Source organism: Mycobacterium sp. EPa45 (assembly GCF_001021385.1).
GTDB lineage: Bacteria > Actinomycetota > Actinomycetes > Mycobacteriales > Mycobacteriaceae > Mycobacterium.
The window spans coordinates 5,835,490-5,858,491 of sequence record NZ_CP011773.1 but is presented as its reverse complement, the minus strand read 5'-3'; the positions used below and the strand labels follow the sequence as shown (position 1 = coordinate 5,858,491).

General features: G+C 66.3%; 22 protein-coding genes and 2 tRNA genes. 12 read left to right on the top strand and 12 right to left on the bottom strand.

Annotated features, from left to right (window positions below):
* The first annotated feature begins 55 nt into the window (after positions 1-55).
* A complete protein-coding gene (locus tag AB431_RS27885) occupies positions 56-643 on the top strand; it encodes a TIGR03086 family metal-binding protein (RefSeq protein WP_047333868.1) in 588 nt (195 codons plus the stop codon).
* On the opposite strand, the gene hisC is transcribed toward AB431_RS27885, so the two are convergent.
* The gene (hisC, locus tag AB431_RS27880; protein ID WP_047332678.1) at positions 633-1,703 is read right to left on the bottom strand and encodes a histidinol-phosphate transaminase; all 1,071 of its coding nucleotides are present in this window, start codon (positions 1,701-1,703) and stop codon (positions 633-635) included. The genes AB431_RS27885 and hisC overlap by 11 nt on opposite strands.
* Positions 1,704-1,820: 117 nt before the next feature.
* Here hisC and AB431_RS27875 point away from each other — a divergent pair.
* From AB431_RS27875 to AB431_RS27865, 3 genes are all read left to right on the top strand, one after another.
* Positions 1,821-1,909 (top strand) — tRNA-Ser (locus AB431_RS27875).
* 41 nt (positions 1,910-1,950) lie between these two features.
* Positions 1,951-2,023: transfer RNA gene (locus AB431_RS27870), tRNA-Arg, on the top strand.
* A gap of 169 nt (positions 2,024-2,192) precedes the next feature.
* Positions 2,193-2,390: a three-helix bundle dimerization domain-containing protein gene (locus tag AB431_RS27865; RefSeq protein ID WP_047332677.1), complete on the top strand. Its 198-nt coding sequence runs from the start codon at positions 2,193-2,195 to the stop codon at positions 2,388-2,390.
* 10 nt (positions 2,391-2,400) lie between these two features.
* Here AB431_RS27865 and AB431_RS27860 read toward each other — a convergent pair whose 3' ends face one another.
* The 6 genes from AB431_RS27860 to AB431_RS27835 all read right to left on the bottom strand — a co-directional run bounded on the left by AB431_RS27860 (position 2,401) and on the right by AB431_RS27835 (position 7,441).
* Entirely contained in the window at positions 2,401-2,700 is a 300-nt protein-coding gene (locus tag AB431_RS27860) for a hypothetical protein (protein ID WP_047332676.1), read from the bottom strand.
* A gap of 98 nt (positions 2,701-2,798) precedes the next feature.
* Positions 2,799-3,062, bottom strand: a complete 264-nt coding sequence (locus AB431_RS27855; protein WP_047332675.1) for a hypothetical protein — start codon at positions 3,060-3,062, stop codon at positions 2,799-2,801.
* Positions 3,063-3,152: 90 nt separating this feature from the next.
* Complete coding sequence (locus AB431_RS27850; RefSeq protein ID WP_047332674.1) at positions 3,153-3,914, bottom strand: SDR family NAD(P)-dependent oxidoreductase; 762 nt, start codon at positions 3,912-3,914, stop codon at positions 3,153-3,155.
* Positions 3,911-5,089, bottom strand: coding sequence for an acyl-CoA dehydrogenase family protein (locus AB431_RS27845; protein ID WP_047332673.1), 1,179 nt, complete (start codon positions 5,087-5,089; stop codon positions 3,911-3,913). Before AB431_RS27845 ends, AB431_RS27850 begins: the two co-directional genes overlap by 4 nt.
* Complete coding sequence (locus AB431_RS27840) at positions 5,086-6,084, bottom strand: phosphotransferase family protein (RefSeq protein ID WP_144418532.1); 999 nt, start codon at positions 6,082-6,084, stop codon at positions 5,086-5,088. The genes AB431_RS27845 and AB431_RS27840 overlap by 4 nt, the downstream gene beginning before the upstream one ends.
* Before the next feature lie 40 nt (positions 6,085-6,124).
* Positions 6,125-7,441 (bottom strand): threonine/serine exporter ThrE family protein, encoded by a 1,317-nt coding sequence (locus AB431_RS27835; RefSeq protein WP_052960491.1) that lies wholly within the window; start codon positions 7,439-7,441, stop codon positions 6,125-6,127.
* 33 nt (positions 7,442-7,474) lie between these two features.
* Between AB431_RS27835 and AB431_RS30230 the strand changes: the two genes are divergently transcribed.
* Positions 7,475-7,906, top strand: a complete 432-nt coding sequence (locus AB431_RS30230; protein WP_082135826.1) for an MmcQ/YjbR family DNA-binding protein — start codon at positions 7,475-7,477, stop codon at positions 7,904-7,906.
* Here AB431_RS30230 and AB431_RS27830 read toward each other — a convergent pair.
* Positions 7,812-8,204: a DUF1622 domain-containing protein gene (locus AB431_RS27830; protein WP_047332671.1), complete on the bottom strand. Its 393-nt coding sequence runs from the start codon at positions 8,202-8,204 to the stop codon at positions 7,812-7,814. The genes AB431_RS30230 and AB431_RS27830 overlap by 95 nt on opposite strands.
* Positions 8,205-8,211: 7 nt before the next feature.
* Positions 8,212-8,697, bottom strand: coding sequence for a hypothetical protein (locus AB431_RS27825; protein ID WP_047332670.1), 486 nt, complete (start codon positions 8,695-8,697; stop codon positions 8,212-8,214).
* Positions 8,698-8,857: 160 nt separating this feature from the next.
* Here AB431_RS27825 and AB431_RS27820 point away from each other — a divergent pair, with 160 nt between their 5' ends.
* From AB431_RS27820 to AB431_RS27790, 7 genes are all read left to right on the top strand, one after another.
* Positions 8,858-9,562 (top strand): response regulator transcription factor, encoded by a 705-nt coding sequence (locus AB431_RS27820; RefSeq protein ID WP_047333866.1) that lies wholly within the window; start codon positions 8,858-8,860, stop codon positions 9,560-9,562.
* On the top strand, positions 9,540-11,042 hold the full coding sequence (locus tag AB431_RS27815) for a cell wall metabolism sensor histidine kinase WalK (RefSeq protein ID WP_047332669.1): 1,503 nt from the start codon (positions 9,540-9,542) through the stop codon (positions 11,040-11,042). Before AB431_RS27820 ends, AB431_RS27815 begins: the two co-directional genes overlap by 23 nt.
* Positions 11,039-12,835 (top strand): glycosyltransferase family 39 protein, encoded by a 1,797-nt coding sequence (locus AB431_RS27810; RefSeq protein WP_047332668.1) that lies wholly within the window; start codon positions 11,039-11,041, stop codon positions 12,833-12,835. Before AB431_RS27815 ends, AB431_RS27810 begins: the two co-directional genes overlap by 4 nt.
* Positions 12,836-12,879: 44 nt before the next feature.
* On the top strand, positions 12,880-14,121 hold the full coding sequence (locus AB431_RS27805) for a bifunctional glycosyltransferase family 2/GtrA family protein (RefSeq protein ID WP_047332667.1): 1,242 nt from the start codon (positions 12,880-12,882) through the stop codon (positions 14,119-14,121).
* Positions 14,121-16,028, top strand: coding sequence for a glycosyltransferase family 39 protein (locus AB431_RS27800; protein ID WP_047332666.1), 1,908 nt, complete (start codon positions 14,121-14,123; stop codon positions 16,026-16,028). Before AB431_RS27805 ends, AB431_RS27800 begins: the two co-directional genes overlap by 1 nt.
* Positions 16,029-16,353: 325 nt before the next feature.
* Positions 16,354-18,087, top strand: coding sequence for an alkaline phosphatase family protein (locus tag AB431_RS27795; protein WP_052960417.1), 1,734 nt, complete (start codon positions 16,354-16,356; stop codon positions 18,085-18,087).
* 28 nt (positions 18,088-18,115) lie between these two features.
* Positions 18,116-19,993 carry an alkyl/aryl-sulfatase gene (locus tag AB431_RS27790; RefSeq protein WP_047332665.1) on the top strand — a complete coding sequence of 626 codons (1,878 nt, stop codon included), beginning with the start codon at positions 18,116-18,118 and terminating at the stop codon, positions 19,991-19,993.
* 98 nt (positions 19,994-20,091) lie between these two features.
* Here the strand turns inward: AB431_RS27790 and AB431_RS27785 are convergent, their stop codons facing one another.
* Genes AB431_RS27785 through AB431_RS27775 form a run of 3 tightly spaced genes read right to left on the bottom strand, consistent with a single transcriptional unit; the run spans position 20,092 to position 22,993 of the window.
* Positions 20,092-21,066: an NADPH:quinone oxidoreductase family protein gene (locus tag AB431_RS27785; RefSeq protein ID WP_047332664.1), complete on the bottom strand. Its 975-nt coding sequence runs from the start codon at positions 21,064-21,066 to the stop codon at positions 20,092-20,094.
* Entirely contained in the window at positions 21,066-21,689 is a 624-nt protein-coding gene (locus tag AB431_RS27780; RefSeq protein WP_047332663.1) for a TetR/AcrR family transcriptional regulator, read from the bottom strand. Before AB431_RS27780 ends, AB431_RS27785 begins: the two co-directional genes overlap by 1 nt.
* Positions 21,686-22,993: an acyl-CoA dehydrogenase family protein gene (locus AB431_RS27775; protein WP_047332662.1), complete on the bottom strand. Its 1,308-nt coding sequence runs from the start codon at positions 22,991-22,993 to the stop codon at positions 21,686-21,688. The genes AB431_RS27780 and AB431_RS27775 overlap by 4 nt, the downstream gene beginning before the upstream one ends.
* Positions 22,994-23,002 lie beyond the last annotated feature (9 nt).

The window sequence follows — 23,002 nt, the reverse complement described above, 5'->3', positions numbered from 1 at the left end:
CTCGTGGCACCCCACCGAACACTATTCTGTCGGCCGCTGGTCGTACGGTTGGGGCATGGCTGACGAACTGACCTCAGGACCGGAAGCTCCGCCCACCGACGAACTGGCCAGTGCCGAAGCATCGCTACAGGTTCTCCAACAAGCGATGCACGGTATTGCTTCCGATGATTTAAAAAAGCAGACGCCGTGCCGCGAGTTCGACGTCGCCGGGCTCACCGATCACCTACTCAATTCGATCACGCTGCTCGGGGGTGCGGCCGGCGCGCAGATCCCGGAGCGCAACCCCGATGACTCCGTCGAGCGCCAGGTGATCGCCGCTGCCCGGCCTGCAGTCGACGCCTGGCGACGCCGCGGGCTGGACGGCACGGTTCCGTTCGGCGAGAACGAGGCGCCCGCGCAGCTCATGGCCGGCATCCTCTCGATTGAATTCCTGATCCACGCGTGGGACTACGCGTCGGCGATCGGTCGTCCGATCGATGCCCCGGATTCGTTGACCGAGTACGTCTCGGGCCTGGCGCACCGCATCATCACCCCGGAGGGCCGTGTCCGAGCCGGCTTCGACGACCCTGTCGATGTCGCCGAGCACGCCTCCAAACTGGACCGGCTGGTGGCCTTCACCGGCAGGACGCCCGTCAGCGGGTAGCGATCCACTTCCCGGCGAACGCCAGGAACGCGTCGTTCTCCTCGGCCGCGCCGATCGTCACCCGGACACCGTCGGTGCCGTACGGACGCACCAGCACGCGGGCGTCCGCGGCCTGCTCGACGAAGTCGGGTGTCTGCTCAGGCGTCATCGGCAGCCACACGAAGTTCGCCTGTGACGGCGGGAACGTGTAACCCAGTGCGGTGAGCGCGGCGCAGACCCGGCGGCGTTCGGCGACGACGGTGTCGGTGCGCGCCAGCAGTTCGTCGGCGGCGCTCAGCGAGGCGATCGCGGCGGCCTGCGAGACCGTGGTCGCGCTGAAGGGCACGTAGACCTTGCCCAGCGCGGTGATCACGTCGGGGTCCCCGACGGCGTAGCCGACACGCAGTCCGGCCAGGCCGTACGCCTTCGAAAAAGTGCGTAACACAACGACATTGGGGTGGCTCCGAATCAGGCCCAGGCTGTCGGGAAGCATGCCGTCGCGGATGTATTCGACATAGGCCTCGTCGATGGCGATGAGGATGTCCGACGGCACCGCGGCGACGAACCGGGCCAGGTCCTCAGGGTCCACGACGGTCGAGGTCGGGTTGTTCGGATTGCAGATGAAGATCAGGCGGGTCCGGTCGGTGATCGCGGCCAGCATCGCGTCGAGGTCGAAGGTGTAGTCGCGCAGCGGCACCTGGACCGCGGTGGCGCCGGCCACCCGTACCTGCAGCGGGTAGATCTCGAAGCTGCGCCAGCCGAACACCACCTCGTCACCGACCGATGAGGTGATCTGGATGAGCTGCTGGCACAGGCTGACCGACCCGCAGCCGACCGCGATGTTCTCCGGGGCGAAAGGCCCGTCTTTGTCCAAATGCTTGGCCAGGTGCCCTTTGAGCTCCACGTAGCCGTTGTCGGGATAGCGGTTGATGGTCTCGGCCGAGGCGGCGATGGCTGCGCGCACACCGGGCAGCGGGCCGTGCACCGTTTCATTGCTGGCCAGCTTGATCGCACCCTGGACCGTCTTACCCGGGGCGTAGGCCGGTAGATCGGCCAGTTCAGGGCGCAGACGGGCGGTCACTCGGTCAAGTCTAGGGTCCGGCCGGAAGCTGCTTTGCCACGAGCCGTCACCGCTGTGTACTCTCATCCATCGGCGGTTCGGGGCATCTGTCAGGCTCCGGTACGCTCAGGTAGTTCAGGAGGCGTGCCAGAGCGGCCGAATGGGACTCACTGCTAATGAGTTGTCCCCCTTACAGGGGACCGGAGGTTCAAATCCTCTCGCCTCCGCCGCGGCTGATTCGTCAGCCACGAACAATTGAAGACAGACGGCGCCCGTAGCTCAACGGATAGAGCATCTGACTACGGATCAGAAGGTTAGGGGTTCGAATCCCTTCGGGCGCACTCACTCTCGCCCGGGCCACCATTCCCACCCGTCGGCCCCGCCCTCGCCGCCCGTTCGCGCCCGATTCCCGGACCTCGATTTGGGGTGCATTCCGGCGTGACGAACATCCAATTGACGGGCCCTGTGGGATCCAGCAAAGTAGTCAGAGTGGGAAACGTAAGTGAACTTATGCTGATCGAGCAGCTCGTGGACCGCCTGGCCGCGGCCTATGCCGAGGTACCTCGTGACGATGTAGCGCAGACCGTCGCCGAAGCCCACAAACGCTTCCAGGACAGCCGGATTCGCGAGTTCGTGCCGCTCCTGGTCGAACGCCGCGCGCGGGCAGAGCTATCCCGCAGCGACGCGCTACTCGTCTGGTCGTCGTAATCGGCCCGGGCTAGACAGCTCCGGCGTTCTCACCCTCATCGGTGTACTCAGGACCGCTCGGCTGCGGCGCATTGCCCGTGCCGCCCGCGTCCTGGCCTTCTTTCCAATACAGATCGTCGGTGGGCAGCGGCGCCGGCCCCGTGCTGCCGGGATTCTCGTTGGCATCCCAGTAGGACGGCTCGTTGGGGTCCGGCCACAACAGGCCGCTCCCCGAGTCGTCAGCAGAGGCTGTCGCTGCGGCCGAGAGCATGATGCCGGTCATTGCGATGGCCGCAAAACCCACCGAAGCCAGTCTTTGGCGCATCATCATCGACGATCTCCTTTTCGTTAGGAGTCAATAGTCGCCGACACTCGGCCGGTGGGACGAGATTTCCACGCAAACAGCCGTGCGTCGAGCGTGTGCGACGGTCAGGAACGCAAGCTGGCGTGCGGCAGAGCGACTGACGGACCGAGATCCATCGCTTCGACGTGGGTGGAACGGCGCGCGAGGTAGCGAACGGCGACGACCTGAGCGGCGCCTACCAAGATGAGTGGCCAGAGCGCTCCGGCGACCACCGACCAAAAGCCGCGGGCGAGGTCGCCCGGCGGGTCATAGGACTGAAAGCGCGGGCTGACCAGCCAGACGCCGACGGTCGCGATGACCGCCGACACCACGTACAGGTCGAACCCCATGAAACGAGAGTCCCAGATCGGTCTTAAGGGCGGGTGTCACAATCATGTGAGAGTCCTAAGAGGCGCTGAACTGACGCGTGATCGTTATCACTAGGTGATGGTCAGCCCGCCGTCGACAACAATTGTCTGGCCCGTCACATACCCACCAGCCGGCGACGCGAGCCAGACTGCGGTAGCGGCCAATTCGGCGGGATCCCCCATTCTGCCCAGCATGACGCGTGGTAGCTGGGTCTCGAGGTAGCCGGGCTGATATTCGTCGGTCATCTCGCTCTGGAAAAAGCCGGGAGCGAGGGCATTGACGCGAATTCCCTTGCGCGGTCCCCACTGTTGGGCCAGATCCCTGGTCAGGCCGATCACGGCGGCTTTCGACGCGCTGTACGCGGCCTGCGGCAGACCGCCGGTCGTGATGCCAAGAATGCTGGAAATATTGATGATCGAGCTCCCGGCCTGCATGACGCGACCGCAAGCCTGTGCCATCCAGTACGAACCGTTGAGGTTCACGTCGACGACCTTGCGGAATTGTTCGGGCGTTTCGCGGGTGGCCGGCACCGCGGTGCCCACCCCGGCGTTGTTGACCAAGATGTCGACCCGGCCAAATTCCTTCATAGACGACTCGACCAGCTGCTGGCACTGGTCGGGATCGACCACATCGGTCTTGCGGGTGTAGACCTTGCGGCCGGCCTCTTCGACGAGCGCCGCGGTGCCCGCCATCTGCTCCACCCGCCGGGCGCCCAGCACCAGGTGGGCGCCCGCCTCGGCGAAGGCCTTCGCGAACGACACTCCCAATCCGGACGACGCGCCGGTCACGATGACAACCTTGTCGTCGAGCCGAAAGTTATCCAGGATGCTCATGACGGGTTCCTCAGTACCTGGCGGGCGATTGCATACTTGTGCACTTCGGTCGGGCCGTCGTAGATCCGGAACGCGCGCATATCGGAGAAGATCATGCCGACCGGTGTCTCGTCGGAAATGCCCATGCCGCCCAGGATTTGCACGCAGCGGTCGGCCACCTTGAACAATTCCTCGGACACGTAGGCCTTCACCATCGAACTCTCGTGGCGGCCCTTGGCCCCGGTGTCCAGCGCCCAGCAGGCCCACCAGATCGCCAGCCGGCATTGCTGCAGTGCGATCTCGTTGTCGGCCAGCATGAAGCTCACGCCCTGATGCTCTCCGAGCGGCTTGCCGAAACCGGTGCGCGTTCGGGCATGTTCGACCGCGATCGAGTGCGCTCGTGATGCCGCACCCAGCCACCGCATACAGTGGGTCAATCTAGCCGGCGTCAAGCGTAACTGGGCGTAGCGCAAGGCCTGGCCGACCTCGCCGAGCACCGCTGAGGCGGGCAGCCGCAGGTTGTTGAACTGGATCACGCCGTGGCCCTCGACGTAATTGCGGTCCATGGTGTCCATCACCCGCTCGAGCTCGATGCCCTGCGTCTGTCCATCGCACAGGAACAACGTCGGGCCGTCCGCACCATGGGGATTCGGCGCTACCCGAGCCATGATGATCCACGTCCGTGCCTTATTGGCACCGGTGATCAGCCACTTGCGGCCGTTGATCACATAGTCGGTGCCGTCGAAAACAGCCTCGGTGGCAAGTTGATTCGGGTCGGATCCGGCCCCGCCCGGCTCGGTCATCGCGAACACCGACCGCTGCCTGCCGTCGATCACCGGAACCAGGAACTTCTCTGCCTGCTCTTCGGTCGCGATCTTGGACAGCACGAACATGTTGCCCTCGTCGGGCGCTGCGCAGTTCAGCGCGACCGGGCCGAGCGTGGACCAGCCGGCGGCTTCGAAGAGCACCGCCTGGTCGCGGTGGGACGGCTCACGGCCACCGAATCGGTGCGGCGCCTGGAAGGTCAGCAGGCCGGCGTCCCGTGCCAGTCCGACCAGTTCGGTGCGCAGCTCCTCGTTCGGTCCGTGCCGCGTGATGCGCGGATCTCGTTCGTAGGGAATGATTTTGTCGACGACGAACGCGCGAATCTCGTCGCGCAACGCCGCGGTGTCGCTGGGAATCTCGAAATCGATCATCGTTGTCCCTCCATCAGTGCCACAGCTCGCTCGAACAAGCGCACCGTCGCGGTGTGTAGGTGGTCGCCAATTTCCTTGGGCGCCAAGCCTGCAGCGGCCCGGGCATTCGAACCCTCGAGGATGATGCCGAGCTTGAAACAGGCCAGCACCGTGTACCAGTCGATATTGGACAGGTCGCGGGTGGTGTTCTGGGCGTAGCGCTCGATCAGCTCGTCAGGGCCGGCCAGGTCGCCGGCACCCATGAGGGCGTTGCCCAGCACCGAGTCGCGGCCCGGCGAGTACCAGGTGGCCAGCATCCAGGCGAGGTCCAGCAGGGGATCGCCGATGGTGCACATCTCCCAGTCGACGATCGCCACCACCTCGGGGCCGGTCGGCGAGAACATCACGTTGGCAGCGTGGTAATCGCCGTGCATGATGCCCGGCTGCCACGTGGCGGGCTGATTCTTCTGCAGCCAGGTGGCGACGGCGTCGACATCGCCGATGTCGGGCCCCGGGTAGTTGTCGAACCCGCTGTAGGACTCCAGCTCGGAAAGCCACCGCGGCACTTGGCGTTCCAAGAATCCGTCGGGCTTGCCGAAATCGGCCAGGCCGACCGCGACATGGTCGACGGCGCCGAGTTTGGCCGCCGCATCGGCCATCGACAGGCCCATTCCGTGCCGGATGCCGGGATCATTGGCGTGCAGTGGCGGCAGCACCGATCCGGCGTTGAATCCGTCGACCGGCTCCATCAGATAGAACACCGCTTCGCCCAGCACGGACGTGTCGTCACACACTGCAATCAACCGCGGGTGCGGGACATCGGTGCCGGCCAGTGCGTGCAGGACCCGGGTCTCCCGGAGGATCACCTTGTTGCTCACGGGACGCAGGTGGCGGGGGCCTCGGCGGAACACGTACTCGCGGTCCGACCGGGTGAAGCGGAGCATGACGTTCTGGGTGCCGCCGGTGATTTCGGAGACGTTTTCGAGCGGGCCCTCACCCAGGCCCTGCTTCGACATCCATGCGCTGACTGCGCTCAGCTCGTCCACCCCGGTGAACCTACCGTACGGTTGGTTGAGCCAATCCTTTCGGCCACGGCAACCGGCTGTCGATGGTATGGAACACACTCCAGCCAATCACGGTGCCCAACGCGATCGACAGGATTGCCGCACCGGTGACCCCCAGACTCGCTGTGCCGACGCGGGTGCCGGTCGCGGCCACGCTCACCGATTCGAAGCTCAGCGCGCCGGGAACCAGGGCCCAGAACGCCGCCAGCATCATCACGATTGCCGGCGGAGAGGTTCTGATCCGGGCAGCGAGCATTGCGAACGGAACGGTCAGGAAGGCGCCGATGAAGCCGGAATAGGCTGCGGCGACGAACTTTCCGGCGATTGCCTGACCGACGAGTGCAACTCCGATGGCGGCCGCGAGCCAGATCAGCGATCCGCGCGGGGCGGATAGATACACGTAGAGCCCGATCGCCACCACGATGATCGCCACGTACAACGACCACGGACCCATTTGCGTCGACGGAGTCTGCGGGCTGACCTCTCCCGCCACGTGGACGCCCAATGCCACCCCGAACACCAGCAGCGCCAGCTGGGCGACGCCGTAGACCAGCCGGCTGGTGCCGCTGATCAGCTGGTTGCTGGCCAGCTCCATCGCGCCGATGGTCAGCGACATTCCGGGCAGCATCGCGACCAGTGCTGGGGCGATCACGCGCAGCAGGCCGTCGTTGGCGGTGTCCGCGACGAACCAGGTCGCCAGCATCGTCACGATCATCGCCGCCGCGGTCGGCAGCACCGGGTTCAGCGACGGGAAGGGCCTGCCGAGTTGGGCGATTGCCCCGACGATGAGGCCGAGGAACAGGTACCCCGGCAGCGATGCCCAGGTCGGATTGATGATCATGCCGAAACCGATTGTGGTGAGGGCATATCCGAGCGTGGTCGTGACCGGACCGAACCGCGGGCGCAGACTGCGCGCCTGGGATATCGCCGCGATCGCGTCAGCGGGGGTGATCGCGCCGACCGCGGCCAGGCTGGCGATGTCGTCGATGCGCCCGGCCATGTCCAGCTGCAGCGAGTACGTCGTGGAGGTGTCGACCTCATAGCCGACGGTGCCCACCTGAATCATCAGCACAGTGGGCAACACGACCAGGCGCACGGGTTGGGTGGTGTACTGCGTGGCGATCTCCATCAGCCGTGAAAACACCAGCTGCGTCGGCTGTTCTACCTCGATCAGTGCGATACCGATCTCCCGCAGCATCGCCGCCACCTCGGCCTGGTCGTGGGAATCCGGCGGACCAAGCGGTTCCGGGGGAGTCTTGCGGATCGCATCGAAGATCCGTGTGCGCCGGGCATGCCGCTTTTCGTCCATATCCGCATCATTGCGAACCGGTAGCGTCAAGGTATGCATGACCGTCCGGCGAAGGTCAGCGATGTCCACGAGTTCGCGGCGTCGATGCCGCACGTCACCCGGATCGAAGGCCCCAAGGGCAACCCGATCTATCAGGTCGGCGGAAAGTCGTTCGTGTACTTCCGCACTCCGCGGCCGGACGCGGCCGATCCGGAAACCGGCGAACGCTACACCGATGTCATCCTTTGGGTGGAGTCCGAGGCCGACAAGCTCAGCCTCGTCCAGGACCCGAACTCACCGTTCTTCACCACCGAACATTTCGGTGGGCATCCGTCGGTGCTCGTCCGCGCCGGCCGTCTCGGTGAAATCGGGCGAGCCGAATTGCGTGAGCTCATTGCGGATGCGTGGCTGTCCCGGGCGTCGGCTCGGCGGGGTCAGGCGTGGCTTGCGGCTGGCGGTTTTTCTGCCACGGCCAATAGCCGGTGATCTCCAGCTCCAGCGAGAAACTCAAGAACGTCCGGATCAGCACGATGCCGGCCAACACCGCCACACTGCGGGCGTCCGGTGTCACGGCGACGGTGCGGATGATGTCCGCGGCGACCAGCAGTTCCAGTCCCAGCAGGATCGAACGTCCGAGCTGTTGGCGGAACGCCCGATAGGCGTCGCCGGTTCGCAAGCGCCGGAGCACACCCGCAGCGGAGAGCAACGCTCCGATCGCGATGGCGGCGACCCCCGTCGCGTCGATCGCTTTGCCCACCGTCTCGATGACCTCGAAAAAGTTCACCGAACGATTATCTGGCGGGCATCACGACCGTCGCTGTAGCCGCGCCGCCCTGCTCGGTCGCCTTCACTGAAACCTGGCTGCCGGTTTGCAGCGGTTGCGGCGGCTTACGGGTGTCGGTGTTCAGCACGTAGGTGTGGCTGTAGCCGTCCTGGCTGCGGACGGTGACCGAGGTGTCCGACGCGGCGGTGACGTCGCCGGTCTGGGTCAGTTCGGTGGTGAATCCGCCCTTGCCGTCGGAGACGACGTTCTCGCCGTGCAGCGGCCGCTGAAAGCCGCCGGGGCCACCCGGGCCACCGGGACCACCCGGCCCGCCGCCACCCCAACCGGGCGGGCCGCCCGCGTGTCCGCCACCGCCGGTAGCGGCGTACACCACCGCGCCACCGACCGCGGCAAGCGCGGCCGCGATTGCGACCGCAGCCACAGTCGTGCGGGTTGACCAGGTCTTGGGGTGCTCCGCAGGCGCTCCCCATACGGGCTGCTGTTCGACACTCATGCCCCCACGGTGGGCAGTCAAGCTGTGCGCCCGCTGTGTCCTCGGTCAGCGCTCACTATGCGTGCGGTTTCACAGTGGGCGCATAGGAATGCCATAGGAACCGCTCATCGCCGCTCCCATACTGGAGAACATGACCTCTTCAGCGGCGGAACGTGTGGTGATGCGCCGGGCCGACGGAAACCCGATCACGGTGCTGGTGGTGGACGACGAAACCGTGCTGGCCGAGATGGTGTCGATGGCGCTGCGCTACGAGGGCTGGACCATCGCCACCGCCGCGGACGGCGCGTCGGCGATCGCCGCCGCCCGCAGCGCACGTCCGGATGCGGTGGTCCTCGACATCATGCTGCCCGACATGAGCGGCTTGGACGTGCTGCGCAAGCTGCGCGAACAGAACCCCCAACTGCCGGTGCTGCTGTTGACCGCCAAAGACGCATTGGAAGATCGCATCGCCGGGCTGACCGCCGGCGGCGATGACTATGTCACCAAGCCGTTCTCCATCGAGGAGGTCGTGCTGCGGCTGCGGGCCTTACTGCGTCGTACCGGCGTGACCACCGAGGACAGTGGCGCACAGATCGTCGTCGGCGATCTGGTGCTCGACGAGGACAGCCACGAGGTGACCCGAGCCGGTGAACCGGTCTCGCTGACATCCACCGAGTTCGAACTGCTCCGCTTCCTCATGCGCAACCCCAAGCGGGTGCTGTCGAAAGCTCAGATCCTGGACCGGGTTTGGAGCTATGACTTCGGCGGTCGGTCCAACATCGTCGAGCTGTACATCTCATACCTGCGCAAGAAGATCGACAGCGGCCGCGATCCGATGATCCACACGTTGCGCGGCGCGGGTTATGTTCTCAAACCTGCGAGCTAACACCCGGTCTCTCAGTGCGCGGCTGCTGATCGGTCAGCTGTGCCTGCTGCTGGTCGTCTGCCTAGGCATCGGCGCGGTGACAATCCTTGCACTGCACCAGTATCTGATCGGCGAAGTCGACAGTCAGCTGCGCGAGACCGCCCACCGTTCGGCCATCATCTACGGTGAACCACCGCCTCCGCCGCTCCCGCCGTCGTTGCGCGAGAACCGGCCGCCGTGGCCGCGGCCGGGGCCCGGGCCGCAGTTCCTGGACGCTCCCGGGCAGCCGATCGGAATGGTCGCTGCCGTCCTCACCAACGGCACCCCCAGCGACGCCGGCATGCTCGGTCCGGGCGGCGTGCGCGTGCAGGTACCGCCCGGCGCCATCGCCGAACTGACGCAGAACGCGGAACAACGCCGGCCGGTGACGCGCCACCTCGACGAACTGGGCGACTACCGGGTGATCGCGGTTCGGAGCAGGCTGACCGGTGAGACTCTGGTGATCGGCCTGAGTTTGGGCAATCTCAACGCGACGTTGTTGCGGGTGGCATTGACGTTCGCGGTGGTCACGGCGGCCGCGCTGGCGGTGGCCACCACCGTCGGCATCCTGATCAACCGTCGAGCGCTGGCGCCGCTTACCCGGGTCGTGGCCACCGCGGGCGAGGTGGCGAACCTGCCGTTGGACCGCGGCGAAGTGGAGCTGCCGGTGCGCGTGCGCGAAGCCGACGCGAATCCCTATACCGAGGTGGGCCGCCTGGGGCTCGCCTTGAACCGGATGCTCGACCACATCTCGACCGCACTGTCGACGCGGCAGGCCAGCGAGAGCCGGGTGCGCCAATTCGTCGCCGACGCCAGCCATGAGCTACGTACCCCGCTTGCCGCCATCCGCGGCTATACCGAACTGGCACAACGCAAACGGGACCAGGTACCCGACGACGTAGCACACGCGATGGGCCGGGTGGAGTCCGAGGCCGAGCGCATGACCAACTTGGTCGAGGACTTGCTGCTGCTGGCGCGGTTGGACTCCGGTCGCCCGCTCGAACGCGAGCCGGTCGACCTTTCCCGGCTGTCGGCCGACGTCGCCAGCGATGCGCACATCGCCGGACCCGACCACGAGTGGAACCTCGACGTGCCATCGGATCCGCTGTATGTCACCGGCGACGACGCGCGACTGCACCAGGTGGTGGCCAACCTGCTGGCGAACGCCCGCACGCACACCCCGCCCGGAACGACGGTCACGTTGTCGCTGCACGCGGAGCCCGACGCCGCGGTGTTGCGGGTGGTCGACGACGGTCCGGGCATCCCTGCGGAGCTGCAGTCCGAGGTGTTCGAGCGATTCGCGCGCGGGGACACGTCGCGATCCCGTAAGGGTGGCTCGACCGGGCTTGGCCTGGCGATCGCGTCCGCGGTGGTGCGCGCCCACGGCGGCAGCATCGAGTTGAACAGCGTGCCGGGCCTGACCGAATTCACGGTGCGGCTGCCCAGGTCGGCCCAGACATGATTCGTCGCAAGCACTATGGCGCTGCCTGCGTGCTGCTGGCAGTCACAGCCGTGCTGTACATGTGGAACCTGGGCGCGAGCGGCTGGGCGAATCCGTTCTATTCGGCGGCTGCGCAGGCCGGCGCCGAGAACTGGACGGCGTGGCTGTTCGGGTCCAGCGACGCAGCCAATGCGATCACCGTCGACAAAACCCCTGCCGCACTGTGGGTGACCGGCCTGTCAGCTCGCATGTTCGGGGTCAATCCCTGGAGCATCCTGGTGCCGCAGGCGCTGTTCGGTGTGACCGCGGTTGCGGTGCTCTACGCCGCGGTACGCCGCGTCAGCGGGCCCTGGGCCGGACTGTTGGCCGGGGCGGTGCTGGCCCTCACCCCGGCGGCGGCGCTGATGTTCCGGTTCAACAATCCCGATGCGCTACTGGTCCTTTCGCTGGTCGTGAGCGCTTATGCCACACTGCGCGCACTAGACGACGGCGCCGCGTGGTGGTGGATGCCGCTGGCGGGAGTGGCGGTCGGGGTCGGCTTCCTGGCCAAGATGATGCAAGCCTTCCTGGTGTTGCCTGCCTTGGGCGCGGTGTTCCTGATCGCTGCCGACGCGCCGTTGCGGACGCGGTTCGTTCGGCTGGCGGCGGCCGTGGGCGCACTGGTGGTGTCCGGTGGGTGGTATCTGCTGCTGGTCGCGCTGTGGCCGCCGGCAGCGCGGCCGTATATCGGTGGTTCGCAACATAATTCGATCGTCGAATTGACGTTGGGCTACAACGGCCTTGGGCGTATCACCGGTGCGGAGACCGGCGGGCTGGGTAACATGAACTCCGATGTCGGCTGGGCACGGCTGTTCGGTGCCGAGATGGGCACCCACATCGCCTGGCTGCTGCCCGCAGCGGTCATCGCGATCGTGGCGGGGTTGGTGATCACCCGCCGCGCGCCGCGTACCGACATCACCCGGGCTGCGCTGCTGTTGTGGAGCGGCTGGCTGGTCCTCACCGCGGTGGTCTTCAGCTTCGCCAACGGCATTCTGCACCCGTACTACACCGTGGCGCTGGCCCCGGCAATCGGCGGCGGCCTGGCGATCGGGACGGCACTGCTGTGGCGGTACCGCACCGATATCCGCGCCGCAACCACGCTTTCCGGCATGGCTGTCATCACCGGCGTGCTGGCTTACCTTTTGCTGCAGCGAGATTCGCCGTGGATGCCGTGGCTTCGGGTGGCCGTGGTGGTCACCGCGATCGGCTGCGCCCTCCTGTTGCTTGTGGTGGTGCGCCTGCCGCGGCGGGTCGGTATCGCGGTGGGGACGGTGGCCGTGGTAGCCGCGCTGGCCGGCCCGGTCGCGTTCTCGTTGGCTACCGTCGCGGCGCCCCATAGCGGTGCCATCCCGTCGGTCGGGCCATCGAGCGGGCAGGGCGGGCCGCCGGGCGGGATGTTCGACGCGCCTCGACCGGGCGCGGCGCTGACGGCGTCGTTGCGCCAAGACGCCGGCCAATTCACCTGGGCCGCCGCCGTCGTCGGTTCGAGCAATGCCGCCGGATATCAGCTTGCGACCGGCCTGCCGGTGATGGCCGTCGGCGGCTTCAACGGCACCGATCCCGCTCCGACCCTCGAGCAGTTCCAGGCCTACGTCAGCCAGCGTCGCATCCACTGGTTCATCCGCGCTGACATGCCCGGATTCATGTTCGGCAACCGGTCTGGCAGTGACGCGGCCGAGCAGGTTCAGCGTTGGGTGAGTGCGAATTTCACGCCCCGCGAGGTCGACAGCGTCACCGTCTACGACCTGTCGTCGGGATTCACAGCTGCCGCATAGCAAACACAAATTGAGCCCTCACCGCCACGGCCGACTATCAAAGCATGACCATCACCGACGTCCCCGTGGCACGCCGACGCAATGCCGCACTGATCGCCGCCGACCGCGGTGTGCCGGTGCTCGATGTCGTCGTGCCGGTGTACAACGAGCAGGCCGTACTGGCCGACTCGGTCCACCGGCTGCACCGCCACCTGCGCGAGGACTTCCCGTTCTCGTTCCGCATCACGATCGCCGACAACGCCAGCATCGACGGCACTGCCTCGGTGGCCGCCGGGCTGGCCGAGGAACTGCCCGAGGTGCGCACGGTACGCCTGGAGCAGAAGGGCCGCGGACGGGCGCTGCACGCGGTGTGGTCAACCTCAGATGCACCGGTGCTGGCCTACATGGACGTCGACCTTTCGACGGATCTGGCCGCGCTGGCGCCGCTGGTGGCACCGCTGGTGTCGGGACATTCGGATCTGGCCATCGGGACGCGACTGAGCCGCGGCTCGCGAGTAGTGCGTGGAGCCAAGCGGGAGGTCATCTCGCGGTGCTACAACCTGATCCTGCGTTCGACGTTGTCCGCCAAGTTCAGTGACGCCCAGTGCGGGTTCAAGGCAATCCGCTCCGATGTCGCCGCGGAGCTGCTGCCGTACGTCGAGGACACCGGCTGGTTCTTCGACACCGAGCTGTTGGTCCTCGCCGAACGCAGTGGACTGCGTATCCACGAAGTCCCCGTCGACTGGATCGACGATCCCGACAGCCGTGTTGACATCGTGGCGACCGCCATCGCCGATCTGAAGGGAATTGCGCGCTTGCTCAAGGGTTTCGGTACTGGGCAGATTCCGGTGAAGGCGATCGGTGCCCAGTTCGGCAGCCGGGCTGGTGCGCCGAAGTCACTGCTGAACCAGGGCGTGCGGTTCGCGGCCATCGGCATCGGCTCCACACTGGCCTATCTGCTGTTGTTCCTGCTGTTGCGCCCGATCGGCGCCCAGGGCGCCAACCTCGTCGCGCTGCTGGTGACCGCGATCGCCAACACCGCCGCCAACCGGCGGTTCACCTTCGGAGTCCGCGGCCGCAGCGGCGTGGCACGCCATCAATTCGAGGGATTCGTGGTCTTCGGTATCGGGTTGGGCCTGACCAGCGGCGCACTGGCGCTGCTGCACATGATGGGCGAACCGCACCGCGCCGTCGAACTCCTGGTGCTGATCGCGGCCAACCTGATGGCTACCGTCGTTCGCTTCGTGCTGTTGCGCGGCTGGGTCTTCCACCCCCGGCGCACCGGCCAGACTGTTGGAGGAAAGTGATGACCGTGCTCGCCGAGTTCACAGAAAGGCCGACGGACATTCAGCCCCACGAACAGCCGAGCTCGCTGCGGCCGCGTTGGGTGCGCCCCGCGCTGGGGCTGCTCCTCGCGGTCACCGCCGTGCTCTACCTGTGGGGACTCGACGCCGCCGGGTGGGCCAACGATTACTACGCGGCCGCCGTGCAGGCCGGCACCCAGAGCTGGAAGGCGTTGCTGTTCGGGTCCCTCGACGCGGGCAACGCGATCACGGTGGACAAGCCACCGGCTGCGCTGTGGGTGATGGCATTGTCCGGGCGGGTCTTTGGATTCGGCACGCTGTCCATGCTGGTGCCGCAGGCCCTGATGGGTGTTGCCTCCGTAGCGCTGATTTATGGCGCGGTACGGCGCGTCAGTGGCTACGGCGCCGGCCTGTTGGCGGGTGCGGTGCTGGCGCTCACGCCCGTGGCGGCGTTGATGTTCCGCTTCAACAATCCCGACGCGCTTCTCGTCCTGCTGATGGTGGTGGCCGCCTACTGCGTGGTCCGCGCGCTGGACGCCAACGCCACTCGCTGGATCGCCCTGGCCGGTGTGGCCATTGGATTCGCGTTCCTGGCCAAGCTCCTGCAGGCCCTGCTCGTCACGCCGGCCTTCGCGCTGGTGGTGTTGGTCGCGGTTCCTGGCAGTGTCTGGCTGCGGCTGCATCATATTGCCGTCGGATTGATCGCAATCGTGCTCTCCGCCGGGTGGTACCTGGCACTGGTCAGCCTGTGGCCCAGCGACTCTCGCCCCTACATCGGCGGGTCCACCGACAACAGCCTGCTTCAGCTGGCGCTGGGTTACAACGGCCTGGGCCGGGTGTTCGGCGGCGACGGAAATCCGGGCGGGAGCTCGAGCTCCGGCGCCGGCGAGGGCGGCGGTCCCGGTGGCGGGATGTTTGGTGGGTCCACCGGCATAGCCAGGATGTTCGACACCTCGATGGGCACCGAAATCAGCTGGCTGCTGCCTGCCGCACTGATCGGCCTGGTTGCCGGCTTGTGGTTCACCCGCCGGGCGCCGCGCACCGACCGCACCCGGGCGGCCCTGCTGCTGTGGGGAGGCTGGTTACTGGTCACCGCAGCGGTCTTCAGCTTCATGAAGGGGATCATGCACCCCTACTACACCATCGCCCTGGCACCGGCGATCGCCGCCGTGATCGGCATCAGCGTTCGAGAACTATGGCGCGGCAAGCAGTTTGTGTCATCGCGGGTCGTACTCGGGGCGATATTGGTGACCACCGGAGTGTGGAACTTCATCCTTCTTGACCGCACACCAGAATGGCTTCCGTGGCTGCGCTGGGTGGTGTTGGCCGGCTCGATCGCGGTCACCGCGGTGTTTGTGGCGGGCGGACATCGCCTCGGGCGTTGGACGGCCACGCTGGCGGCGGCGGGTCTACTCTTCGGGCTCGGTGCCACAGCCGCCTACACCGTCGAGACCGTGGCGGGCAGCCACACCGGACCGATTCCGACATCGGGACCGGCTCGCGCGGACGGGGGTATGGGTTTCGGCGGCCCGGGTGGTCCTGGCGGCCAGCAGGCGTCCGATAACACCGAACTCAAGACGATGCTCACTCAGGCCGACAACCGTTGGGCCGCAGCGACTATCGGGTCGATGAGCACCAGCCCGCTGGAACTCGCGACCGGCAAGTCGATCATGTCGATCGGGGGCTTCAGCGGCGGTGACAACGCGCCCACTCTGGAGCAGTTCCAGAACTACGTCGCCACGGGACAGGTCCACTACTTCATCGTCGGCAGTGGTCCCGGCGGCGGCCATCACGGTGGCCCCGGCGGCGACTCGGGCCCCGGTACGCAGATCACGAAGTGGGTTCAGCAGCACTTCACTGCCCAGGACATCGGCGGCACGGAGGTCTACGACCTGAACATGCCGAACTAACTCGTCAATTACGGTCCGCGCAGGGCCCATACTTCGTACCATCCTGATGTATCGGGCGGCGGGAGTACGGGTCATGGGCAGCGCAGCACATATCGGCAGGGTTGGGGCACTCGCAGTAGCCCTCGGAATCGGTTCCTGGTTGGCCAGCACGGCGCCTGTGGCAGACGCCCAGCCGTCGAACACCTCGACTGCTTCAGGAAGCACAGCGGCGGCGGCGAACCCCAAGCCGGCGTCGGTGGCCAGATCAAACCGTGTGGCGCCCAACTTGTCGACGGCCCCGTCGTCAGCGAAAGCGGGTAAACCACAGCAACTTTCGGCTCCGGCCGTGCGCGCCGCGTCGGTTCATCCGATCGCCACAAGCCCGCGCTCATTGCCGGGGGGCACGCTGCCGCCGCCGCCACCGCCACTCTCGTCGATGCTGGCCTATCTGGGCGACGAGCTGCGGCGCATCACCGGCATCGGAAAGGCGGGTGCGGTGACCACCACCGCAGTCCCCGCCACGGGCCCCAACCTCCTGACGAATCCGGGCGCCGAGCTCGGCGATCCAGCCGGATACGGGAACAGCACGGTCAGCGTGCCCGGGTGGACGGCGAGCGGCACTCCGACGGTGGTTCAGTACGGTGAGCTGCGCAATGCGTGGCCGGTGGGCCTGAGCTTCGCGTGGCCGAATCTTCCCGCCATCGTGTCGTTCCCCGGCGTGAACGCGGCACCGCCCGGCGGCGGTAACCAGTTCTTCGGTGGCGGTGATGTGGCCACGTCGGCACTCTCGCAGACGGTGGACCTCAGCGCTTCGAAGACCGATATCGACAGCGGCGGCGTGCCATTCAACCTCAGCGGCTATCTGGGCGGCTACCTGTTGGATCCGTCTTTTGCCACCGTGAAAGTCGAGTTCCTCGACGAGAACAAGCTCTACCTCGGTGGTGCAACGATCGGGCCGGTCTCCAACCTGGAACGTTGGGGGCAGACCGGATTCCAGCAACGGACCGCCATCGGTACCCTTCCGGTCGACACACGTACCGCCGTCGTGACCCTGACCATGCACGACCTCAATCCGGTGGTGATCGGCTTCACCGCCCGATACAACAACGCCTACGCCGACAACCTGTCGTTCAGCATCGGCACGGCCCAATCCGCACCGCCTGATCCGGCGCCGCCGTTGTCCGATGTCCAGGCGCTCGACCACGTGTTCCTGGTCTACATGGAGAACAAGGGCTACGACGACATCGTCGGGAGTCCCAACGCGCCGTTCCTCAACAGCTTGATCAATGCCTACGGGCTCGCCAACAACTATTACGCGGTGACCCATCCCAGCCTGCCGAACTACTACGCGATCGCCGGTGGACAGGTCTACGGCAAGACCTACAACTGTGCGTCGGTGTGCATCAACGACCCGAACAACCTCGCCTTCACGATGGACCATGCCGGTGTGACGTGGGCGGCCTATGCGCAGGGCATGACGCTCGGGCAGCCGTTGCAGGCCACTGCGGACTACTCGCCGGACCAGACACCATGGCCGGCCTTCGCCGGAATCGGTGACAACCAGGCCTACGCGGCCGCGCACATGTTCCCGCTGACGAAGATGTCCGCCGATCTCCAGGCGGGGACCATCCCGAACTTCGTATGGTTCGCCGCGGACGAGGATTCCAACGGCGAGGGGCCGGTCAACACCTTGGAAGGGGTGGCGCGCTTCGCGTTGTCGCAGATCGATCCGCGCCATCAGTACAACGTCTCCGCGCTCGACCAGTTCTTGGCGGACAATGTGCCGACGATCATCAATTCTGACGTCTGGAAGAACACCAAGTCGGCGCTTATCGTCACGTTCGACGAGGACAACAACAACATCACGCTGGGCTTCGGCAACGAGGGCAACCATGTTGTCACAGTGGTGATTCCGTCGCCCAAGGCGATCAGCGACGCCGGCATGAAGAGCGGTGCCTTCGTCGTCACCGATCATTACGACCACTACAGCACGTTGCGCACCATCGAGGACGCCTTCGGACTGTCCCCGATGACCAACAACGACAAGTACGCCCAACCGCTGAACGGATTCTGGGCCTGAGTTCACCGCTCTGAGCGAAGATGGCGGTATGACAAGCAAGCCGCCGTCCGCGGTCATCGAGGCCGCACATGCCGAGCACCTGAAGTCCCTGCCGTTCGAGGACACCGCTGACTTCGCCGATGCCGACCGCGGCTTCATCGCCGCGATGACGCCGTGCGTGGTGAAAGCCGCCGACGGACGGGTGGTGTGGGACAACGACGCCTATGGATTCATCGACGGGGACGCACCGACATCGGTCCACCCCAGTCTGTGGCGACAGAGCATGCTGGCCACCAAGCAGGGTCTGTACGAGGTCGTCGAGGGCATCTACCAGGTCCGCGGCCTGGACCTGTCCAACATCAGCTTCATCGAGGGCGACACCGGGATCGTGGTGATCGACCCGCTGGTCTCCACCGAAACCGCCGCGGCCGCCCTCGCGCTCTATCGCGCGCATCGCGGTGACCGCCCCGTCGTCGCAGTGATCTACACGCATTCGCACGTCGACCACTTCGGCGGTGTCCTCGGGGTGACCACGCAGGCCGACGTCGACGCCGGCAAGGTCGCTGTGCTCGCGCCCGAGGGCTTCACTGAACACGCGGTGCAGGAGAACGTTTACGCCGGGACCGCGATGGCCCGCCGGGCCGGCTACATGTACGGCGCGGTCCTCGACCGCGGGCCGCAGGGGCAGGTCGGCTGCGGGCTCGGGCAGACACCGTCGACCGGTGAGGTCGCGATCATCGTGCCGACCGTCGACATCACCACCACCGGTGAGAAGCACACCATCGACGGCATCGAGATCGAATTCCAGATGGCGCCGGGCACCGAGGCACCTGCCGAGATGCACTTCTACTTCCCGAAATTCCGGGCCCTGTGCATGGCGGAGAACGCGACGCACAACCTGCACAACCTGCTGACGTTGCGCGGTGCTCTGGTTCGCGACCCGCACGGCTGGGCGGGCTACCTGACCGAGGCGATCGACACGTTCGCCGACCGCACCGACGTGGTGTTCGCCTCGCACCACTGGCCGACGTGGGGGCAGGACAACATCGTCGAATTCCTATCTCTGCAGCGCGACCTCTATGCCTACCTGCACGACCAGACGCTGCGCCAGCTCAACCAGGGCTACACCGGCATCGAGATCGCCGAGAATTTTCAGATGCCGCCCGCGCTGCAGAAGGCGTGGCACGCGCACGGCTACTACGGATCGGTCAGCCACAACGTCAAAGCGGTCTATCAGCGGTACATGGGCTGGTTCGACGGCAACCCGGCGCGGCTGTGGGCGCATCCGCCGGAGGCGATCGGGCCGCGCTACGTCGAAGCGATGGGCGGCGCCGACCGAGTGGTCGAGCTGGCTCGCGCCGCCGCTGAGTCCGGTGATTACCGTTGGGCTGCAACTCTTCTCGACCACGTGATATTCACCGACGAGAATCATGCCGGTGCTCGGGAGCTGTACGCCGACACCCTCGAGCAGCTGGCGTATGGAGCTGAATGCGCAACATGGCGCAACTTCTTCCTGTCCGGAGCGACCGAATTGCGCGACGGCAACTTCGGCACCCCCACCTCGGTGTCACCGACGACACTGCTCGCTCAGCTCACTCCGGAGCAGATGTTCGACGTGCTGGCGATCAGCGTGAACGGCCCGCGGGCCTGGGATGTCGACATCGCACTCGATTTGTCCTTCGGCGACCTCGGCACCAACTATCGGCTCACCCTGCGCAACGGTGTGCTGGTCTACCGCCAGTGCCCGGCCGACGAGTCGACGGCGACCGCTACCGTCCGGTTCGCGACCAAATTGCGGCTATTGGCGGTCTCCGCGGGGGATTTCACATCTCCGGGTATGGAGATCACCGGCGACCCGCAAGCGTTGCAGACACTGCTGGGTGCGCTGGATCGGCCGGACCCGAGCTTCAACATCATCACGCCCTAGACCGCTTTCCCCTTTCCCCTCTCCCCTTTCCCCGCGAGCAGACGCAGAATCGCACGAAGTGTGGTCAAAATATGCGATTCTGCGTCTGCTCGCGTGAGTCAGGCGACGTCGATGACGACCTTGCCGATCGCCTTGCGGTCGGCGATATAGCGCAGCGCGGTGGCCGCCTCGTCGAGCGGGAATCGCGCGCCGATGTAGGGGCGGAGCTTGCCCTCGGCGAACAGCTGCGCGATCTCGGCGTCGTCGCGGGCAATCTGGTCCGGGTAGTCCGAAGCGAACGTCCGGATCTCCATGCCTTGCACGGTGATTCCCTTGAGCATGACGAGGTTCAATGGGATCGCCGGGATGGAGCCGGCGGCATAGCCCAGCGTGATGAACTTCCCGCCGCGGCCCAAACTGCGCAGCGCCGGCTCGGAGTAGCGGCCGCCGACCGGGTCGAGAACCACCTGCGTGCCACGCTCGCCGGTGATCTCCTTGAGCCGGCTCTTGAGGTCTTCCCGGTCGTAGTCGATGACTTCCGTGGCGCCGCGGGCGCGGCACACCTCGAGCTTCTCCGGACTCGACGCAGCGGCAATCACCTTGGCACCGAACAGGACTGCGATGTCGACGGCCGCCAGGCCGACCCCACCGCCGGCGCCGAGGACCACAACCCAGTCGCCGGGTTCGACCGGGGCGACGGTGCGCAGGGTGTAGTAGGCGGTGCGGTTGGTGACGCCGAACGCCGCGGCATCGGCGTAATCGACCCCGTCGGGGATGCGGGTCAGACCGCGGGCGTCCACCACGGCTTGCTCGGCGAAGGCGCCGACGAATGTCGTCGCTGACACTCGATCCCCTGGCCGGTAGTCGACGCCGTCGCCGACGGACAGCACCTCACCGGCCATCTCGCTGCCCGGGCTGAACGGCGGTGGCACCTTGATCTGGTACTTGCCGCCGATCAGAAGCACGTCTGGGTAGTTGACCGCGGCGGCGTGCACCTTGACCACCACCTGACCGGGACCCGCTGTGGGGTCGGGCAGTTCGTCAAGGACCAGATTCTCTGGCGCGCCGTACTCGCGGCAGACGACGGCGCGCATCAGCTCATCGCCTCCGGTACACCGAGACCACGCAGGCAGAAGCCGACGAGGTGGCTGATGTCCTTGCGACCTGGCTGGTCGGTGGAGTCCACATAGCGACGCATCGTGCCGACGGTACACACGAACACCGCGTCAGCGTCACGCTGGGGATCGGTACTGCCCAGTTCGCGGATCGGATCGACGAGCAGCTCACGCATCGCGGCCATTGTCTCCTCCTCGCCCATGCGACGCTTGTCCGAATCCGACATCTGCCCCACCAGGGCTCGGCTCATTCCGATCAACTCGGGGTCGGCCACCTGGGCCAGCGCCCCGCTGATCCAGCGGGTGATCTTGCCGACCGGCGTACTCTCCTTGGTCATCTGATGCTCGAGATACGAGACCACAAGGCCGACACCGCGTTCCATGACGGCCAGCATCAGATCGTCCTTACCGGCGAAATACCGGTAGAAGGCCTTGTTGGACACCCCGGCCGCAGCGACGATGTCGCTGACCCGCGGGGCATCGGGGGAGACCCGCTGCATCTCGCGCACGGCGGCAGCCAGGATGCGCTCGACCTCCTCGGTGGCCTCCCGCTGACGGTCGTCGAGGGCGCGCACGACGGCGGCCGCGGCTCTGCTGGTCACGGCGAAACAGGCAGCGCGGGAATGCGATCGATCAGATGGCCGTACTTCTCCCGCGCTCGCTCGATCCGGTTGGGCAGGAACTCGCTGGGCCAGACCGGGTCGTCCGGCTCGTAGCCCTTGAGGATCTGCCGGGCCAGGTTGACCTTGTGCGCCTCGGTCGGTCCGTCGGCCAGCCCCAGCGTGATCCCGCCCATCAGGACGCTGGTCAACGGCATCTGGTCGGTCAGGCCGAGGCCGCCGTGTACTTGGATCGCCCGAAGGCCGATGGACTTCAGCACACTGGCGGTCTGGATCTTGCAGGCGGCGATTGCCTCCCGCGCGGCCCGCTCGCCACCGGTGTCGACCAGCCAGGCGGCATACAACACCATCAGCCGGAACTGGGTCAGCTCGACGAAGGAGTCGGCGACCATCTCCTGGATCAGCTGCTTGTCGGCCAGCAGACTTCCCTGTGTGAATCGGCTTTTCGCGCGCCGGGCCATCGCGTCGATCGCCCGCTGGGCCACGCCGATGGAGCGCATGGCGTGATGGAGCCGCCCGCCGGCCAGCCGGGACTGGGCGACGTGGAAGCCGTGGCCCTCGTCGCCGAGCATCGCCGACGCCGGCACCCGCACGTTGTCGTAGTGGACCAGTGAGTGGCCGGGATCGTGGGAGTACGAGCCGACCAGGTGATGCGTCGCCTCGATGTTCACCCCGGGGGTGTCGGCCGGGACCAGGAACGTCGACGCCCCCGTGTGCACCGGCACATCCGGATCAGTGATCGCGACGACGATGAAGAACGACGCCACCGAAGCGTTCGACGACCAGTACTTGCGGCCATTGATCACCCAGTCGTCACCATCGCGTACCGCACGGGTGGTGAAGACCCGAGGATCGGACCCGCCCTGCGGTTCGGTCATCGAGAAGGTTGAGAAGATCTCCCCGGACAGCAGCCCGGTCAAGTACTGCTGCTTCTGCTCCTCGGTGCCGAACCGGGCGAGGATCTCGGCGTTACCGGTATCGGGCGCCTGCGTCCCGAAGATGATCGACGACCACGTTGCGCGGCCTAGGATTTCGTTGATCAGCGTGAGCTTGACCGCCCCGAAACCCTGGCCACCCAGCTCGGGTCCGAGGTGTGGTGCCCACAAGCCCTGGTCGCGGACCTTCTGCTTGAGCGGGTCGACGATCCTGCGGCGCTCCTCGTTCAGCGGCAGGAACTCGCAACTGGGAAATATCACTTCGAGTGGTTCGATCTCGTCGCGGACGAAGTTCCGGATCCACTCGAGCTTCTCCTCGAATTCCGGTTCGGTGGAAAAGTCCCAGGCCATTGTTGACTC